Here is a 16,501-nt window from a genome sequence, read left to right on the forward strand (position 1 = left end):
TCAGATCCGGTAGCCGGAGCCGGGCACGGTGACGATCACCGGTGGCTCGCCCAGCTTGCGTCGCAGCGTCATGACGGTGACCCGGACGACGTTGGTGAACGGGTCGGTGTTCTCGTCCCAGGCCTTCTCCAGGAGCTGCTCCGCGGAGACGACGGCACCTTCGCTGCGCATCAGCACCTCCAGGACCGCGAACTCCTTGGGGGCGAGCTGTACCTCGCTGCCCTCGCGGAAGACCTCGCGGCGGTTGGGGTCGAGCTTGATGCCGGCGCGCTCCAGGACGGGCGGCAGCGGCACGCTCGTACGCCGGCCGAGGGCCCGCACGCGCGCGATGAGCTCGCTGAACGCGAACGGCTTGGGCAGATAGTCGTCGGCGCCGATCTCCAGGCCCTCGACGCGGTCGCTGACGTCGCCGGACGCGGTGAGCATGAGCACGCGCGTGGGCAGGCCCAGTTCGACGAGCTTGCGGCAGACGTCGTCGCCGTGGACGAGGGGGAGGTCGCGGTCGAGGACGACCACGTCGTAGTCGTTGACGCCGATGCGCTCCAGGGCGGCCTCACCGTCGTACACGACGTCGACGGCCATGGCCTCCCGGCGCAGTCCGGTGGCCACCGCATCGGCGAGCAGTTGCTCGTCCTCGACGACGAGTACGCGCACGTCGCTTGTCCTTCCTGTGTCCACCCGCGTAGCGCGTCGGAAGCGCGACGGGCGGGGTGTTCGTGGGTGTGTGACCTCCATCCTGCCTTTTTCGGCCGTAAGTCGGCGGTAAGGCGGTCCAAGGGTCCGGGCGAGTGCGGGGGCGCGTGCGTCAGAGGCGGGGATTTTTCGTCCGGGTGAGGTTTCCGTCCGAGGGACGGGGGGAAGACGGCTTTACACCCCGCGATCACGCTCTGCTCGTGCCGTACCACCATGCGGTATGAAGCGATCCGCTTTCCGCGGAGCGGGCGTGGGTGTCCGGCACCGTCGCCGCCCGGCACGGGCGGCGCTGGGCATCCACAGGAGACGTGATCGCCCCTTCCGAACGGCACACCCCCGTGCCATCGACCCACGACCCAGGACGAGGGGGCGCAGCATGGACGCATTCACCGCAGGACTTCTGCAGCGCATAAGGGCGACCGAGTCCGACCTGACGAGGGCTCGCGACGAGGGCGACGAGTTCCTCGTCGAGGTGGAGCAGGGCGAGCTCGACGACCTGCGCCGCCTCGCCGCCGATCACGGTGTGGAGGTCGGCGCGTACAGCGTCTGATCGACGGCTCGTGCGTACGGCGGCGGGACCCCGGGAGATCCAGACCCGGGGTCCCGCCCGTTTCGGGCCCGGTCCACGTACGGGGGGCCGAGGCCTGCGTCAGTCGTGCCAGGCGCCCAGATCCTCCAGGCGGGCCTGGAGGGCCTCGAAGAGGCCGGGTGGGGCCGCGATGGTCAGGTCGGGCGAGAGGGGCTCTGCGGGGCGGCCACCGGTCAGGGCGCCCGCCTCCCGGGCGATGAGGTCACCCGCCGCGTAGTCCCAGGCGTTCAGACCTCGCTCGTAGTACGCGTCCAGGCGGCCCACGGCCACGTCGCACAGGTCGATCGCGGCCGAGCCGCCGCGCCGGATGTCGCGTACCTGCGGGATCAGCTCGCGCAGTACGTCGGCCTGCCTGGCCCGGCGCTCGGCGCGGTAGCCGAAGCCGGTGCCGACGAGGGCCAGCTCCAGGGCGGGCGCGGGGCGCACGCGCGCGGGGCGGTCGTTCACGTACGCGCCCTCACCGAGGACCGCCCGGCAGGTCTCGCCGCGCACCGGGGCGTGGACCACGCCGACGACCGTCTCACCGTCCACCCGGGCCGCGATGGAGACGGCCCAACTCGGCAGCCCGTACAGGTAGTTGACGGTGCCGTCGATGGGGTCGATCACCCACTGGACACCGCTCGTACCCTCGACGCTGGCGCCCTCCTCGCCGAGCACGCCGTCGTGCGGCCTGCGCTCGGCCAGCAGGCCAGTGATCAACTTCTCGGAGGCGATGTCCATCTCGGTGACGACATCGACCGCGCTGGACTTGGTGGCGGCCACGCCGAGATCGTCGGGCCGGCCGTCGCACAGGAAGGTCCCCGCGCGGTGGGCCGCCTCCAGGGCGATCTCCAGCAGTTCGGCCTTCAGCCGGTCGGGCTGCTCTGACTGGTCGGTCACGGTGCTCCTCATGCGTACGGGCTGTCGGCGCCCGCTGCGGCGGGCCGTGGGGCGCGGGCCGGGCAGCAGCCGACCGGGCACAGGTGGTGGCCCGCGCCGAGCGCGCCGAGCGCGCAGGGGGTCACGTCCTGGCCCCGCTCGGTCGCGGCGCGCTCCAGGACCAGGTCGCGGATCGCGGCGGCGAACCGCGGGTCGGCGCCCACGGTGGCCGAGCGGCGGACCGGCAGGCCCAGCGCCCCGCCCTTGGCCATGGCCTCGGTGTCGAGGTCGTACAGGACCTCCATGTGGTCCGAGACGAACCCGATGGGCGCCATCACGACGGCCGGGACCCCGGCCGCGTGGCGCTCCTCCAGGTGGTCGCAGATGTCGGGCTCCAGCCACGGGATGTGCGGGGCGCCCGAGCGGGACTGGTAGACGAGCTGCCAGGGGTGCTCGACGCCGGTCCGCTCGCGCACGGCGTCCGCGATGAGCTTCGAGACGTCCAGGTGCTCCGCGACGTACGCGCCGCCGTCCCCGTGCGCCTCGACCGGGCCGGAGGTGTCCGCCGAGGCGTTCGGGATGGAGTGGGTGCAGAAGGCGATGTGCGCGCCGTGGCGGACGCCCTCGGGGAGGTCGGCGAGGGACTCCACGACACCGTCGATCATGGGCTCCAGGAAACCCGGGTGGTTGAAGTAGTGCCGGAGCTTGTCGATCCTCGGCAGCTCCAGCCCCTCGGCCTCCAGGGCGGCGAGGGAGTCGGCGAGGTTCTCGCGGTACTGGCGGCAGCCCGAGTACGAGGCGTACGCGCTGGTGGCGAGCACCAGGACTCGGCGGCGGTCGTCGGCGGCCATCTCACGCAGGGTGTCGGTCAGATAGGGCACCCAGTTGCGGTTGCCCCAGTAGATCGGGAGGTCCAGGCCGTGCTCGGCGAAGTCCTTGCGCAGGGCGTCGAGCAGGGCGCGGTTCTGGTCGTTGATGGGGCTGACCCCGCCGAACAGGAAGTAGTGCTGCCCGACTTCCTTGAGGCGTTCCGCGGGGATGCCGCGCCCCCGCGTCACGTTCTCCAGGAACGGGACCACGTCGTCCGGGCCCTCCGGGCCACCGAACGAGAGCAGGAGGAGGGCGTCGTAGGGGGTGGCGTCGTGCGCGTGTGGCATGACTCCGATCCTGCCACCCGGCCCCGACAGACGGGATCCCGGCCCACGCCCTGGGATGACTTAGGGTTACCTGACTCGTAAGCTGTATCGGCCGACTTCGCGCCTTACGCGGAATTCATTCCTCCCCTTCCTGGACCGACCGGAGCCTCCGTGCCCAGCCCCTACACCGCCCTGTTCGCCGCCCCCGGCACCAAGGGCTTCACCGCCGCGGGTCTCCTCGGCCGCATGCCGCTGTCCATGATGGGCATCGGCGTGGTCACGATGGTCTCCCAGCTCACCGGGCGGTACGGCCTGGCCGGCGCTCTCTCGGCGACCATCGCGCTGTCCGCCGCCGTGGCCGGACCTCAGATCTCGCGTCTGGTGGACCGGTACGGGCAGCGGCGGGTACTGCGCCCTGCGACGCTCTGCGCGCTGACGGCGTCCGCGGGGCTGCTGTTCGCCGCGCACTACGGCTGGCCGGACTGGGTCCTGTACGTCTGCTCGGCCGGCATCGGCTGTGTGCCGAGCATCGGGGCGATGACCCGGGCGCGCTGGGCGGCCCTGTACCGGGGCACACCGCAGCTGCACACGGCGTACTCCTTCGAGTCGGTCGTCGACGAGGTCTGTTTCATCTTCGGGCCGATCATCTCCATCGGGCTGTCCACGGCATGGTTCCCGGAGGCCGGGCCACTGCTCGCCGCCTGCTTCCTCACGGCCGGTGTCTTCTGGCTGACCGCGCAGCGCGCCACCGAGCCGGCGCCGCACCCGCGCGAGCACCGCGGCAAGGGCCGTTCGGCACTGCGCTCGCCGGGCCTGCAGGTCCTGGTGGCCACCTTCGTGGCGACCGGGGCGATCTTCGGAGCCGTCGACGTGGTCACCGTGGCCTTCGCCGAGGAACAGGGCAGCAAGGCCGCGGCGAGCTTCGTCCTCGCCCTCTACGCTGCCGGATCCTGCCTGGCGGGCATCGTCTTCGGGCTGCTGCGCTTCGCCGGGGCCCCCGAGCTTCGATGGCTGCTGGGCGTATGTGCCATGGCCGTGAGTATGATCCCCCTCCTACTGGTCGGGAACTTGCCGCTTCTGGCCGTGGCGCTCTTCGTGGCGGGCCTGTCCATCGCACCCACGATGATCACGACGATGTCACTGATCGAAGAGCACGTACCCCGCGCACAACTGACCGAGGGCATGACCTGGGTGAGCACCGGGCTCGCGGTCGGGGTCGCGCTCGGTTCCTCGGCGTCCGGCTGGGTGATCGACGCGGCCGGGGCGGAGGCGGGGTACGGGGTTCCGGCGGTGTCCGGAGCCGTCGCGGTCGCGGTCGGTTTCCTCGGGTACCGCCGGCTACGCAGGCCGGCTACAAGGCGGGGAGGGCCCCATGAGCACCACAGTGATCGGGAAGAGCGGCACGTGGCGTAACTGGGCGGGGAACGTCACCGCCCGGCCCGTACGGGAGGTCACCCCCGCCACCGTCGAAGAACTGGCCGCGGCCGTACGGAAGGCCGCCGAGGACGACCTCAGGGTGAAGGCCGTCGGCACGGGCCACTCCTTCACGGCCGCCGCCGCGACCGACGGCGTCTTGATCCGCCCTCAACTGTTGACGGGCATACGCAAGATCGATCGCGAGGCCATGACCGTCACGGTGGCCGCCGGCACTCCTCTCAAGCGACTCAATGTGGCGCTCGCGCGCGAGGGGCTGTCGCTCACGAACATGGGCGACATCATGGAGCAGACGGTCTCCGGCGCGACCAGCACCGGCACACACGGCACCGGCCGCGACTCGGCTTCGATCGCCGCCCAGATCAAGGGACTCGAACTGGTCACCGCCGACGGCTCGGTCCTCACCTGTTCCGCGACGGGGACCGACGAGGAACGAGCCGTCTTCGCCGCCGCCCGCGTCGGCATCGGCGCCCTCGGCATCGTCACCGCGATCACCTTCGCCGTGGAGCCGATCTTCCTGCTCACGGCACGCGAGGAGCCGATGCCGTTCGAGAAGGTGTTGGCGGAGTTCGACGAACTCCACGCCGAGAACGAGCACTTCGAGTTCTACTGGTTCCCGCACACCGGAAACACCAACACCAAGCGCAACAACCGCAGCGCGGGCCCAGAGAGGCCCGTACCACAGCTGAACGGCTGGATCGAGGACGAGTTCCTCTCCAACGGCGTCTTCCAGGTGGCCAACTGGGTGGGCCAGGCAGTGCCCGCCACCATCCCGACGATCGCGCAGATCTCCAGCCGCGCCCTGTCCGCGCGGACGTACACCGACATCCCCTACAAGGTCTTCACGTCTCCGCGCCGGGTGCGTTTCGTGGAGATGGAGTTCGCCGTCCCGCGCGAGGCCGTGGTGGACACGCTGCGTGAACTCAAGGCGATGATCGACCGTTCGAGCCTGCGCGTCAGCTTCCCCGTCGAGGTCCGCACCGCCCCGGCCGACGACATCACCCTCTCCACCGCCTCGGGCCGCGAGACCGCCTACGTCGCCGTGCACATGTTCAAGGGCACGCCCTATCAGGCGTACTTCACCGCCGCCGAGCGGATCTTCACCGCCCACGAGGGGCGTCCGCACTGGGGCAAGGTGCACACGCGCGACACGGACTACTTCTCCAAGGTCTACCCCCGCTTCGGCGAGTTCATCGCGCTGCGTGACCGGCTCGACCCCGAACGGCGGTTCCAGAACGACTACTTGCGCCGGGTCCTCGGGGCCTAGCCGGGCGGGCGGTTCCGGTGATCGAGTGAAGCAGGTCCCTCTCCGAGGTCACGAAAAGGTCCATTCCGGCGTCCGATCGGCTTCCCTCATGAGAAGTTGAGCGGCGTGCCGATCCACGCAAGTGGCCCGAATGGAGTACTGTTGCGAGCCCTGGCCCCGGACTCCCGCCAGGGTGTCCGGGGCCTTCGAGGACCGCCTGGAGGGGGATCGTTGCACAGGGTGATGAGGTTCGTCACTTAGCGTTGCGAATAGGTGACCGTGCCATAACGGCGGCCCCGGGCTCACGCCCGACACGCCGGGCAACTCGGCAAGGTTGTGGCAGGCTGCACCCGGGCAGGCCACACTCGACTAGCGGAAGCAGCGACGCACGTGACGTCGGCAGGCACCACCCGGGAGGTCCCCATGCCCGAACTGCGTGTCGTGGCCGTCTCCAATGACGGCACACGGCTGGTGCTGAAGGCTGCCGATTCCACGGAGTACACGCTTCCGATCGACGAACGGCTGCGTGCCGCCGTGCGCGGCGACCGCCCCCGCCTCGGTCAGATCGAGATCGAGGTGGAGAGCCATCTGCGCCCCCGTGACATCCAGGCGCGGATACGCGCGGGTGCCACGGCCGAGGAGGTCGCGCAGCTCGCCGGTATCCCCGTGGACCGGGTACGCCGGTTCGAGGGTCCCGTACTGGCCGAGCGCGCCTTCATGGCCGAGCGGGCCCGCAAGACGCCGGTCCGCCGCCCCGGCGAGAACGCCGCGGGGCCCCAGCTCGGCGAGGCCGTCCAGGAGCGGCTGTTGCTGCGCGGCGCCGAGAAGGACACCGTGCAGTGGGACTCGTGGCGCCGCGACGACGGCACCTGGGAAGTGCTGTTGGTGTACTGCGTCGCGAGTGAACCGCACTCGGCGAGCTGGACGTACGACCCGCCCCGTCGGCTCGTCCAGGCCGTCGACGACGAGGCGCGTTCGCTGATCGGCGAGTCCGACGATCTCGGCACGCCCGAGCCGAGTTTCCCGTTCGTGCCGAGAATCGCGCGACTGCCCCGTGACCGCCCCCTGGACCGTCAGGCGGAACGTCCCGTCCTGCCCGCAACGGCCGAGTCCGACGAGGAGACGGCGAGCGAGCGCGACTCGCTCACCAGCATTTTGGAGGCCGTCCCCAGCTACCGGGGCGACCTGGTCGTGCCCGAACTGCCCGCCGCCGAACCGCAGGAGGAATCCGCGGAGGAGGTGGCGGACGAGGAGTCCGCGGCGCCCGCCGCCTCGGCCGGCTCCGCCTACGCGGACGTCCTCATGCCGCGGTCGGTCAACGGCCACCGTGACCGGCTCATCGGCTCCACCGACCGCCAGGCCGAGGCCGACGGCGTCCGGCCGGGCCGTCGTGCGGCGGTGCCGAGCTGGGACGAGATCGTGTTCGGCACCCGACGCAAAAAGCAGGAGTAGCGGGCCTACCACGGTGGGGAGTTGGACCGGTCGTCCACGCAGATCCGTTTCGCCTCCCTTCCGCCTCTCGTCCGTAGGAATCCGCCCGCAAAAGACCCCTCCGTGCCGAATCCGTCCGGGCCTGGTCGGTCATTCATACGTGTGTGGGGCCCGCGTCGTTCAGTCGCGGGCCCCACGGCATTCCGTCGGCCGTGTGTCACCGGGGGTCGGGCCCGGTGGCCACCGGGCGGTTGCCGTCGCGGGACCACTCCGACCACGAACCGACGTACAGGGCCGCCGGGATGTCCGCGACGGCCAGCGCCAGCACCTGGTGGGCGCCGGAGACGCCCGAGCCGCAATAGACGCCGACCTCCAAGTCGGCCCTCGCGCCAAGTGCCTCGAAGCGGTCGGTGAGTTCGGCGGAGGACCGGAAGCGGCCGGATTCGGCCATGTTCTCCGTGGTGGGTGCCGACACCGCGCCCGGGATGTGACCGCCGACCGGGTCGACGGGCTCCACGTCGCCGCGGTAGCGCTCGGCGGCCCGTGCGTCCAGGAGCAGCCCCGTGCGGGCCAGCGCGGCGGCGCCGTCCGCGTCGAGCAGCGGCAGCGCTCCGGGGGCAGGGGTGAAGGTGCCGGGGGCCGGCTCCGGGATCTCCGTGGTCAGCGGGCCGCCCCAGGCCGCCAGACCGCCGTCCAGGACCCGTACCGAGGGGTGGCCCGCCCAGCGGAGCAGCCACCACGCGCGCGCGGCGGCCCAGTTGAGCCCGCCGTCGTAGACGACGACGGCGCGGTCGGAGGAGACGCCGGCAGCCCTCATCGCCGCACCGAAGGCCTCCACATCGGGCAGGGGGTGGCGGCCGGCGGAGCCTGCCGGGCCGGCGAGTTCGGAGTCCAGGTCGACGAACACGGCCCCTGGGATGTGCGCCTTGTCGTACTCGGGGCGCAGGTTCGGGCCGCCCAACTGCCAGCGGACGTCCAGGAGGACCGGGGGGCGCGCCCCGCCAGCTCGCTCGCGAGATCGGATGCGGTGATGATGACGTTCATGGCCACCATCCTCGCGTACGGGGTGGCCGCGTCGTCCAGGTCCGGCTACTCTGCCCGCCGGACGGACCCGATCACGAGGCGTACGGGATCGGGCACATGGCGTGCAGCCGATGGACACCGCACGGGTGGCGACGCGGAGAAACGGGAGCCCGGCGTCCGTGCGTACGTACGCGTCGCGCGGCGGTGCGGCGCGCCCCCGTGGCACTACGGCTGGTGCGAGCATCGGCACGGGGCGTGATCGCGGGTGGACGCGGTACACGCGTACGGAGGGCGACGGACACGGCCGCCGCGAGGGGCCGAGGAGAGAGTGACGATGACCGAGGCACGGGGGTCGACCGGCCGGAACGGTACGGCGTATCCACCGGGCACACCTTGCTGGGTGAGTCTGATGGTGCACGGGCCGACCACGACCCAGGAATTCTACGGAGGGCTGTTCGGCTGGGAGTTCCAGCCCGGCCCCCGACAGCTCGGCCCGTACGTGCGGGGGCTGCTCGACGGGCATGAGGTGGCGGGCATCGGGCAGCTGCCGCCCGACCGCCATCTCCCCATCGCCTGGACACCGTACTTCGCCTCGGACGACGTGGACTCGACGGCGGAGACCGTACGGCACTGCGGCGGCACCGTCGGCGTCGGCCCGCTGGACGCCGGCGAGGCGGGGCGCCTGGCGATCGCCTCCGATCCCGCGGGCGCTGTCTTCGGCATCTGGCAGGCGGCGGAGCACCTGGGCGCGGACATCACGGGCGTCCCCGGCACCCCGGCCTGGGACGAACTCCTCACCGTCGACAGCTCGCTCGTCGCCAAGTTCTACGAGACCGCCTTCGGCTACGAGGAGGAGCCGGTCGTCACCGCCGACCTCGACTACGTCACCCTCAGCATCGAGGGGCGCCCCGTCGCCGGCATCCACGGCATCGGCACCGCCCTCCATCGCGACCGAGGACCCCACTGGCTCACCTACTTCGAGGTCACCGACCCCGAGGAGGCCGCGAACCGTGCCATCGAACTGGGCGGCCACATCCTCGAACCCACTCACCCCACCCCCCACGGCCCGGCAGCCACCCTCGCCGACCCGGAGGGCGCGAAGTTCGCGGTGGTCCGTACGGAACACTGAGCCGCCGGGTGTCGGCCGCACGAGCAGGTGGTCTTGGGTGGCCCCGGGCCCGGCAGTCCGCTCAGACCGCCTCGACCGGCAGTACGTCCGGGGAGAGGGCGCCGGCGTGGGCTGTGGCGGCTGTCAGACGGCGGCGGTGGTGGCGGCGGCAGAGGACCTCATAGCCGATGTCGTCCGGTTGGTTGACGTCGCCGACGACGACCTGGGCGCCCTCGACGACCATGTGGCCGCCTATGGTGCGGGCGTTGTGGGTGGCGCGGGCGCCGCACCAGCAGAGGGCCTCGACCTGGAGGACCTCGACGCGGTCGGCCAGCTCGACCAGGCGCTGGGAGCCGGGGAAGAGCTTGGAGCGGAAGTCGGCGGTGATGCCGAAGGCGTAGACGTCGACTCCCAGGTCGTCCACGACGCGGGCGAGCTGGTCGATCTGCTCGGGGGCGAGGAACTGGGCCTCGTCGGCGATCACGTAGTCCGCGCGGCGGCCCTGCGAGAGATGGTCGACGAGGTACGCGTACAGGTCCTGGCCGTCCTCGACCTCGACGGCGTCCGTGACCAGACCGAGGCGTGAGGAGAGCTTTCCCTCGCCCGCACGGTCGTCACGCGTGAAGATCATGCCCTGGAGGCCGCGCGCCGAGCGGTTGTGCTCTATCTGGAGGGCCAGCGTCGACTTCCCGCAGTCCATCGTTCCGGAGAAGAACACCAGCTCGGACATGGTGAGTTGAGCACCTTTCGGCGAGGAGGGCGACAGGGCGGGCGTGGTTTCAGGAGCGCACTTCGAGGAGCGGGACGAGCTGTTCCACCGGTGTCATCGAGCCGTGGTTGCCGACCATCGCCGACTCCTTGGGTTCCCGCTCGGAGGCGATGATCAGAACGTCGTCGCGCGCGGCAGCGACCACGTCGCCGATACGGGCGTACACCCGTTCGTCGACCTTCGGGCCGAACCAGCCCGCCGCGATCGCCTCGTCGCGTGAGGCGATCCAGAACTGCTCGCCGAGCACCTCGCGCCAGCAGGTCAGGACGTCCGACTCGGCACCCGGCACGGCGTACACATGGCGGGCACGGCCCTCGCCTCCCAGGAGGGCGACCCCGGCGCGCAGTTCCCAGTCCTCGTCGAAATCGATGCGGTGCCGCTCGTCGAACGGGATGTCGATCATGCCGTGGTCGGCGGTGACGTACAGAGCCGTACGCGGCGGGAGCTGCTCCGCCAGGCGCTGGACCAGCCGGTCCACATGCATGAGCTGCCCGCGCCAGGCGTCCGAGTCGACGCCGAAGCGGTGCCCCGCGCCGTCCACCTCGGAGTAATAGGTGTAGACCAATGAACGGTCTCCTGCGGCCAGTTGTCCGGCCGCCACGTCCATGCGGTCCTCGCCGGAGAGCCGGCCGTGGAAGGTTCCGCCGCTCAGCGCGATCTGGGTGAGGGGGGTGTTCTGGAAGGCCGGGGAGGTGACCTGCGCGGTGTGCACCCCCGCCTCGTCGGCGAGCTGGAAGATCGTGGGGTACGGCTGCCACACACGCGGCGCCGTCCACGGCTGCCAGCGGAGCTGGTTCATCAGCTCCGCCGTGTCGGGGTCGCGCACGGTGTAGCCCGGCAGTCCGTGCGCGCCCGGCGGCAGGCCGGTGCCCACGGAGGCGAGGGATGTCGCGGTGGTGGCGGGGTAGCCCGCGGTGATGGGACGGCCGGTGCCGCCGCGCGAGGACGCCAGCAGCGAGGTCATGAAGGGCGCCTCGTCCGGGTGCGCCCTCAGCTGCTCCCAGCCCAGCCCGTCGACCAGGAACACGCAGTTGCGGTCGGCCGCCGTCAGTTCCGGTATCGCGGCGGCCGTACCGGGGACCTCCATGCCCGCCGCGAGGGTGGGCAGGAGGTCGGCGAGCGAGCCCGCGCCGTACTCGGGGACGGGTGCGGAGCCGACGGCGAGGGGCTCCGGGTCGTCCCAGGTGGGCAGCGCCATCAACGGGCGGTGTCCGCGGTCGCCTCGGAGAGGGACTGCGCGAAGGCGAGGGCCTGCCGCACGGTCTCCGGCCCGTCCCCGGCCTCGCTGACGCGCAGGCTGAGGTCGTCCGCCGTCGAGCTGCCCGTGTACCCGTGGTCCGCCTCGCAGTTGGGGTCGCCGCAGGCGGCGGGCTCCAGGTCGATGCGGGAGACGGCGCCCCAGCCGATGGTCAGGACGACCTCACGGGGCAGGGTGCCCGGTGCGTACGACTCGGGGTTGGCGACGACCCGGCTGAGCACGACCGACGAGATCCGGCCGAGCTTCACCGACTCGGTCGACGTCGTGGCGTACGGCGTCGGCGAGGTGGTGTCCGCGGCCTGCTCGTCGGTGTGGCTCACGATGAAGCGGTTGCCCGTGAGGACGAGCACCGTGACGTGCCGCCGCACCTCGTTCGCGTCGAACGTGGTCTCCTGATGGACCAGGTACGACTTGACGGCCTCGCCGCCGACAGCGGCCTCCACCGCCTCGGCCACGAGGGCCGGGTAGTAGCCGCTGCGCTCGATCGCCGCACGCAGCCCCTGGGTCGTCGTACTGGTCTTGGCCATGACGTCCATCCTACGGTGGCGCACCGACTGCGAGGGACCGCTCTGCGGTCTCCGTTCTGTCGTGGGCCGATGGATGCGCGAGTCCGTGCGCCGTCCGGACGGGGGCCGCGCGCCGCCTTGAGCGCGCCGGACGCGCCGGCCTCAGTACACCGGAAGGGTCCGCGGGCCGAGGTCGTCACGGGCGGGCGGGCGCGCGAGCCGTACGGTGGCGCCGAGGACACTCAGGCCGCGCTGGGCCACGACGACGGGCTCCAGACAGACCGCGACGACCTCGGGGTGGTCGTCGACCAGGCGGGACACCCGCAGCAGCAGTTCCTCCAGCGCCGCCGTGTCGACGGGGGCCGAGCCTCGCCAGCCGAAGAGGAGCGGTGCCGTCCGGATCGATCGGACCAGCGAGGACACGTCCCGCTCGGTGGCCGGAATCAGGCGGTGCGCCATGTCCCCGAGCAGCTGCGACGCCGGCCCGGCGAGCCCGAACGAGAGCACTGCTCCGGCCGCCGGGTCGACGACCGTCCGTACGATCGTGTCGACCCCGCGTGGGGCCATGCCCTGCACCACGGGACGCAGCTCCTCCGGCGTCCCGAACAGCTCCGTCAACTCCGTGTACGCCCGCCGTAGTTGCTCCTCGTCCGCCAGATCGAGCCGTACGCCGCCCAGATCGGCCCGGTGCCGCAGGTGCGGGGCGGTCGTCTTGAGCGCCACCGGATAGCCGACGGCCCGCGCGGCGGCCACGGCCTCGTCGGGCGTGGGCGCGGGCCGCGCCTCCCGCAGGCGGATGCCGTACCGCGCGAGCAGCGCGCCCGTCTCCTCCGACCCGAGCGTGAGCCGCTCCCCGCGCGCCTGCAGCGCGTCGATCTGCTCGGCCGCCCCTTTCTCGTCGATGTCCTCGTACTCCGGGACCCGCCCGGGGTCGGCCGCCTCCCGCCGCCACCGGGCGTAGTTCACGGCTTCGGAGAGCGCGCGGACGGCGCGCTCGGCGGCGGGGTAGGCGGGGATGAGGCGGGAGTCGGCCGCGTCGGCAGGAGGCACCGTCGCCGGCTCTGTCGTCCCCTCGGCGGGCGGTCGTCCGGCGGGGCGGAACGGGTGGGCACCGCCTGCGGCCCCGGGCGCCTTGTCGCCCGCCCGGGGCGCGGTACTGGCCGCGGCCGACAACGCCTCCGCGAGCCCGCCCAGCTCGACGTGCACGACGAGCACCGTCTTCGACGGATTCGCGGCGGTCGCGGACCGCAGCGCCTCGGCCAGGGCCGCGTCACCGGGTGACTCCTCCCCCAGGGCCGGTATCGCCGTCACCACCACCGCGTCGCACGACTCGTCGGCCAACGCCCGTGACAACGCCGCGTAGAAGTCCTGCGCCGAGGCCCCTGTCGTCAGGTCCAGCGGGGGCAGCGGACGCAAGCCCTCGGAGAGGCACGCGTCGTACGTGAGCAACCCCAAGGACTCCGAGTTCCCCAGGATCGCCACGCGCGGCCCCGCCGGAAGCGGCTGGCGGGCCAGCAGCAGACCCGCGTCGACCAGCTCCGTGATCGTGTCGACCCGGATCACCCCCGCCTGCCGCAGCAGCGCGGACACGGTGGTGTGGGGCAACCTGGTGGCGCGTACGGCATGCCCCTGGGGCGCGGAGCCATGACGCGCCCCCCGCACCACCACGAGCGGCTTGACCGCCGCCGTGCGCCGGGCGAGGCGGGTGAACTTGCGCGGGTTGCCGATGGACTCCAGGTACATCAGGACCACGTCGGTGTCGGGGTCCTCGTACCAGTACTGCAGGACGTCGTTCCCGGACACGTCCGCGCGGTTGCCGGACGACACGAAGGTGGAGACGCCGGTGACGCCGGTGACCCCTCCTCCGCGCCGGTGCAGCCGGGACAGGAGCGCGATCCCGACGGCGCCGGACTGGGCGAAGAGGCCGATGCGTCCGGGGCGCGGCGTCTCGGGGGCGAGCGAGGCGTTGAGCCGTACGCCGGGGGCGGTGTTGATGATCCCGAAGGCGTTCGGTCCGATGATGCGCATGCCGTACGTACGGGCCTGGCGCACCAGTTCGCGCTGGCGCTCCCGCCCGTCGGGGCCGCTCTCGGCGTACCCGGCGGAGACGACCACGAGCCCCTGCACGCCGTGCTCACCGCACTCGGCGACGACCTCGGGGACGTACGCGGCCGGGACGGCGACGACCGCGAGGTCGACGGGCCCCTCGATGTCGGTGACGGACCGGTGGGCGGGCACGCCGGCGAGTTCCGTCTCGTCCTCCCCGAAGGCGTTGTTCACCGCGTACAGCCGACCGGTGAACCCCGCGTCCAGGAGGTTGGCGAGGACGCTGCGGCCCACTCCGCCCGGTGTGCGCCCGGCGCCGATGACGGCGACCGAGCCGGGGGCGAGAAGCCGCTGGACGGACCTGGCCTCGGCGCGCTGCTCCCGCGCGCGCTGGACGGCGAGGGAGCGGTCGGTGGGCTCCAGGTCGAACTCCAGGCGGACGACGCCGTCCTCGAAGCTGCGCTTCTGCTGGTACCCGGCGTCCGTGAACACCTTGATCATCTTGCTGTTGGCCGGCAGCACCTCGGCGGCGAAGCGCCTGATGTCGCGTTCGCGGGCGACGGCGGCGATGTGTTCAAGGAGGGCGGAGGCGACGCCGCGGCCCTGATGGGCGTCCTGGACGAGGAAGGCGACCTCGGCCTCGTCGGCAGGGGCCGACGCGGGCATTCCCTCGGCGTCGATGCGGTCGTAGCGTACGGTGGCGATGAACTCGCCGCCGACGGTGGCGGCGAGCCCCACCCGGTCCACAAAGTCGTGGTGCGTGAAGCGGTGGACGTCCTTGGCGGACAGGCGAGGGTACGGCGCGAAGAAGCGGTAGTACTTCGACTCGTCCGAGACCTGCTCGTAGAAGCTGACGAGACGCTCGGCGTCATCAACGGTGATGGGCCTGATGCGTGCGGTGCCGCCGTCGCGCAGCACCACGTCGGCCTCCCAGTGGGCGGGGTACTCGTGCCGGTCCGACGAGGTCTGCATGGGCCCCAGCGTACGGCTCGCGTACGACAGTGGCGCGAGGCAGTCTGGGCAAGCACAAACGGGAGGACGGCAGCCGGTTCGTGGTCAGGCCGTGGGCCCGGTCCGGCGCGCTTCACCCTGTGGGAAACTGGTCTGGACAAAGAGGTCTAGACCTCTCTGAGGTACCCGAGACATCTGAAGGGCAGCATCACATGGCTGAGCGCCGCGTCAACGTCGGCTGGGCCGAGGGCCTCCACGCCCGCCCCGCATCCATCTTCGTCCGGGCCGCCACGGCCTCCGGCATCCCCGTGACGATCGCCAAGACCGACGGGAACCCCGTCAACGCGGCCTCCATGCTGGCGGTCCTGGGCCTGGGCGCCCAGGGCGGCGAGGAGATCGTGCTCACCTCCGACGCCGAGGGGGCGGACGCCGCGCTGGACCGGCTGGCGAAGCTCGTGGCCGAGGGACTCGAAGAACTCCCCGAGACGGTCTGAGTGGTCCGGTAGAGAAAGCGGAAAAGGCCTGGAAGGCCACCCGCGTACACACCGAAGGGCTCGTCCGATTTATCGGGCGGGCCCTTCGCATTTCCGCCTGCGGGCAGCATGAATAATGCCCCACAGAATTCTTCTCTCTTTGTATACGGCGCCCGTGTTAATGCCGCAGGCTCGGCATGTTTACGTGGTGTTGCGAAGTCCTCACACGACCCGGGCGCTCCGTCCCGCCGGGCCCGCCCGGAAATCGCAGCCGGTGCGCGGCGGTGGCGCGCTCGGTGTGCAGGGATGTGATCGTGCGGGCCCGCTCGCCGTCGCCGCGCGCGACCGCGTCCACGATGCCGCCATGCTCCGCCCAGGACTCCACGGGGTCGGCCGGCGCCTCCACCGCGTACATCCAGGCGATCTTGTGCCGCAGCTGGGCGAGTGTCGAGGTCAGCGCGGGGCTGCCGGACGCCTGTGCGAGCGTCTCGTGAAACCAGCCGCCCAAGGAGCGCAGATCCTCGCTGCTGCCCCGCCGAGCCCGCTCCTGGCCCAGCCTGACCAGGCCACGCAACACCTTGAGGTGCGCCTCCGTACGGCGCTGGGCGGCCCGGGCGGCGCCCAGCGGCTCCAGCAGCATGCGCATCTCCAGCAGATCGGCGGCCTCCTGCTCGGTCGGCTCGGCGACGCACGCGCCCGCGTGTCGGCGGGTCACCACGAAGCCCTCGGCCTCCAGCGTGCGCAGCGCCTCGCGCACGGGGACGCGGCTGACGCCGTACCGGCGTGCGAGCAGTTCCTCGGTGAGGCGGCTGCCGCGCTCGTAGACACCCGCGACGATGTCATCACGGATCGCCGTGCATACCGAATGCGCCGGAATACGCATACCGACCTCCGCCTTAAGCCCCGTGAAACGTCGATGATTGACGCGTGTTCCAGCGACTCTATTGCAGCGAGCCGGAATTTCCGATGGCAGGCCGGAA

Annotated in this window: 14 protein-coding genes and 1 pseudogene; 6 read left to right on the forward strand and 9 right to left on the reverse strand. The window is 71.7% G+C overall.

Annotation, left to right across the window (positions count from 1 at the left end):
* Window positions 1-654, reverse strand: a complete 654-nt coding sequence (locus WBG99_RS08050) for a response regulator transcription factor (protein ID WP_338895671.1) — start codon at window positions 652-654, stop codon at window positions 1-3.
* Window positions 655-1,069: 415 nt separating this feature from the next.
* Here WBG99_RS08050 and WBG99_RS08055 point away from each other — a divergent pair, with 415 nt between their 5' ends.
* Window positions 1,070-1,243, forward strand: a complete 174-nt coding sequence (locus WBG99_RS08055) for a hypothetical protein (RefSeq protein WP_338895672.1) — start codon at window positions 1,070-1,072, stop codon at window positions 1,241-1,243.
* A gap of 99 nt (window positions 1,244-1,342) precedes the next feature.
* On the opposite strand, the gene WBG99_RS08060 is transcribed toward WBG99_RS08055, so the two are convergent.
* Together WBG99_RS08060 and WBG99_RS08065 are read right to left on the reverse strand one after the other, a co-directional pair.
* A complete protein-coding gene (locus tag WBG99_RS08060) occupies window positions 1,343-2,173 on the reverse strand; it encodes an inositol monophosphatase family protein (protein WP_338895673.1) in 831 nt (276 codons plus the stop codon).
* Window positions 2,170-3,297 carry a ferrochelatase gene (locus tag WBG99_RS08065; protein ID WP_338895674.1) on the reverse strand — a complete coding sequence of 376 codons (1,128 nt, stop codon included), beginning with the start codon at window positions 3,295-3,297 and terminating at the stop codon, window positions 2,170-2,172. Before WBG99_RS08065 ends, WBG99_RS08060 begins: the two co-directional genes overlap by 4 nt.
* A 150-nt stretch (window positions 3,298-3,447) precedes the next feature.
* Between WBG99_RS08065 and WBG99_RS08070 the strand changes: the two genes are divergently transcribed.
* The 3 genes from WBG99_RS08070 (at window position 3,448) to sepH (ending at window position 7,408) form a co-directional block, all read left to right on the forward strand.
* Window positions 3,448-4,689, forward strand: coding sequence for an MFS transporter (locus WBG99_RS08070; protein ID WP_338895675.1), 1,242 nt, complete (start codon window positions 3,448-3,450; stop codon window positions 4,687-4,689).
* The gene (locus tag WBG99_RS08075; RefSeq protein WP_338895676.1) at window positions 4,649-5,977 is read left to right on the forward strand and encodes a D-arabinono-1,4-lactone oxidase; all 1,329 of its coding nucleotides are present in this window, start codon (window positions 4,649-4,651) and stop codon (window positions 5,975-5,977) included. Before WBG99_RS08070 ends, WBG99_RS08075 begins: the two co-directional genes overlap by 41 nt.
* A gap of 402 nt (window positions 5,978-6,379) precedes the next feature.
* On the forward strand, window positions 6,380-7,408 hold the full coding sequence (sepH, locus tag WBG99_RS08080; RefSeq protein ID WP_338895677.1) for a septation protein SepH: 1,029 nt from the start codon (window positions 6,380-6,382) through the stop codon (window positions 7,406-7,408).
* 196 nt (window positions 7,409-7,604) lie between these two features.
* Here sepH and WBG99_RS08085 read toward each other — a convergent pair.
* Window positions 7,605-8,431 (reverse strand): annotated as a pseudogene (locus WBG99_RS08085) (sulfurtransferase).
* 313 nt (window positions 8,432-8,744) lie between these two features.
* On the opposite strand from WBG99_RS08085, the gene WBG99_RS08090 reads away from it, so the two are divergent.
* Window positions 8,745-9,539 (forward strand): VOC family protein, encoded by a 795-nt coding sequence (locus tag WBG99_RS08090; RefSeq protein ID WP_338895678.1) that lies wholly within the window; start codon window positions 8,745-8,747, stop codon window positions 9,537-9,539.
* Window positions 9,540-9,600: 61 nt separating this feature from the next.
* Here the strand turns inward: WBG99_RS08090 and WBG99_RS08095 are convergent, their stop codons facing one another.
* The 4 genes from WBG99_RS08095 to WBG99_RS08110 all read right to left on the reverse strand — a co-directional run bounded on the left by WBG99_RS08095 (window position 9,601) and on the right by WBG99_RS08110 (window position 15,069).
* The gene (locus WBG99_RS08095; protein ID WP_338895679.1) at window positions 9,601-10,248 is read right to left on the reverse strand and encodes a thymidine kinase; all 648 of its coding nucleotides are present in this window, start codon (window positions 10,246-10,248) and stop codon (window positions 9,601-9,603) included.
* A 49-nt stretch (window positions 10,249-10,297) separates the two neighbouring features.
* Window positions 10,298-11,485, reverse strand: a complete 1,188-nt coding sequence (locus WBG99_RS08100; protein WP_338895680.1) for a nucleotide pyrophosphatase/phosphodiesterase family protein — start codon at window positions 11,483-11,485, stop codon at window positions 10,298-10,300.
* Window positions 11,485-12,072: a DUF5998 family protein gene (locus WBG99_RS08105; RefSeq protein WP_338895681.1), complete on the reverse strand. Its 588-nt coding sequence runs from the start codon at window positions 12,070-12,072 to the stop codon at window positions 11,485-11,487. Before WBG99_RS08105 ends, WBG99_RS08100 begins: the two co-directional genes overlap by 1 nt.
* A 141-nt stretch (window positions 12,073-12,213) precedes the next feature.
* A complete protein-coding gene (locus WBG99_RS08110) occupies window positions 12,214-15,069 on the reverse strand; it encodes a GNAT family N-acetyltransferase (RefSeq protein WP_338895682.1) in 2,856 nt (951 codons plus the stop codon).
* Window positions 15,070-15,260: 191 nt separating this feature from the next.
* Here WBG99_RS08110 and WBG99_RS08115 point away from each other — a divergent pair, with 191 nt between their 5' ends.
* Complete coding sequence (locus WBG99_RS08115; RefSeq protein ID WP_338895683.1) at window positions 15,261-15,542, forward strand: HPr family phosphocarrier protein; 282 nt, start codon at window positions 15,261-15,263, stop codon at window positions 15,540-15,542.
* Between the two features lie 157 nt (window positions 15,543-15,699).
* On the opposite strand, the gene WBG99_RS08120 is transcribed toward WBG99_RS08115, so the two are convergent.
* Entirely contained in the window at window positions 15,700-16,404 is a 705-nt protein-coding gene (locus WBG99_RS08120) for a GntR family transcriptional regulator (RefSeq protein WP_338895684.1), read from the reverse strand.
* Between the last annotated feature and the right edge of the window lie 97 nt (window positions 16,405-16,501).

The organism is Streptomyces sp. TG1A-60 (assembly GCF_037201975.1).
Taxonomy (GTDB): Bacteria; Actinomycetota; Actinomycetes; order Streptomycetales; family Streptomycetaceae; genus Streptomyces.

What these genes read in the sequence shown, in the direction of transcription:
- WBG99_RS08100 (WP_338895680.1), bottom strand. Translation starts at nt 11,485, where the DNA reads ATGGCGCTGCCCACCTGGGACGACCCGGAGCCCCTCGCCGTCGGCTCC.
- WBG99_RS08115 (WP_338895683.1), top strand. Translation starts at nt 15,261, where the DNA reads ATGGCTGAGCGCCGCGTCAACGTCGGCTGGGCCGAGGGCCTCCACGCC.
- WBG99_RS08110 (WP_338895682.1), bottom strand. Translation starts at nt 15,069, where the DNA reads ATGCAGACCTCGTCGGACCGGCACGAGTACCCCGCCCACTGGGAGGCC.
- WBG99_RS08105 (WP_338895681.1), bottom strand. Translation starts at nt 12,072, where the DNA reads ATGGCCAAGACCAGTACGACGACCCAGGGGCTGCGTGCGGCGATCGAG.
- sepH (WP_338895677.1), top strand. Translation starts at nt 6,380, where the DNA reads ATGCCCGAACTGCGTGTCGTGGCCGTCTCCAATGACGGCACACGGCTG.
- WBG99_RS08060 (WP_338895673.1), bottom strand. Translation starts at nt 2,173, where the DNA reads ATGAGGAGCACCGTGACCGACCAGTCAGAGCAGCCCGACCGGCTGAAG.
- WBG99_RS08055 (WP_338895672.1), top strand. Translation starts at nt 1,070, where the DNA reads ATGGACGCATTCACCGCAGGACTTCTGCAGCGCATAAGGGCGACCGAG.
- WBG99_RS08065 (WP_338895674.1), bottom strand. Translation starts at nt 3,297, where the DNA reads ATGCCACACGCGCACGACGCCACCCCCTACGACGCCCTCCTCCTGCTC.
- WBG99_RS08120 (WP_338895684.1), bottom strand. Translation starts at nt 16,404, where the DNA reads ATGCGTATTCCGGCGCATTCGGTATGCACGGCGATCCGTGATGACATC.
- WBG99_RS08095 (WP_338895679.1), bottom strand. Translation starts at nt 10,248, where the DNA reads ATGTCCGAGCTGGTGTTCTTCTCCGGAACGATGGACTGCGGGAAGTCG.
- WBG99_RS08075 (WP_338895676.1), top strand. Translation starts at nt 4,649, where the DNA reads ATGAGCACCACAGTGATCGGGAAGAGCGGCACGTGGCGTAACTGGGCG.
- WBG99_RS08090 (WP_338895678.1), top strand. Translation starts at nt 8,745, where the DNA reads ATGACCGAGGCACGGGGGTCGACCGGCCGGAACGGTACGGCGTATCCA.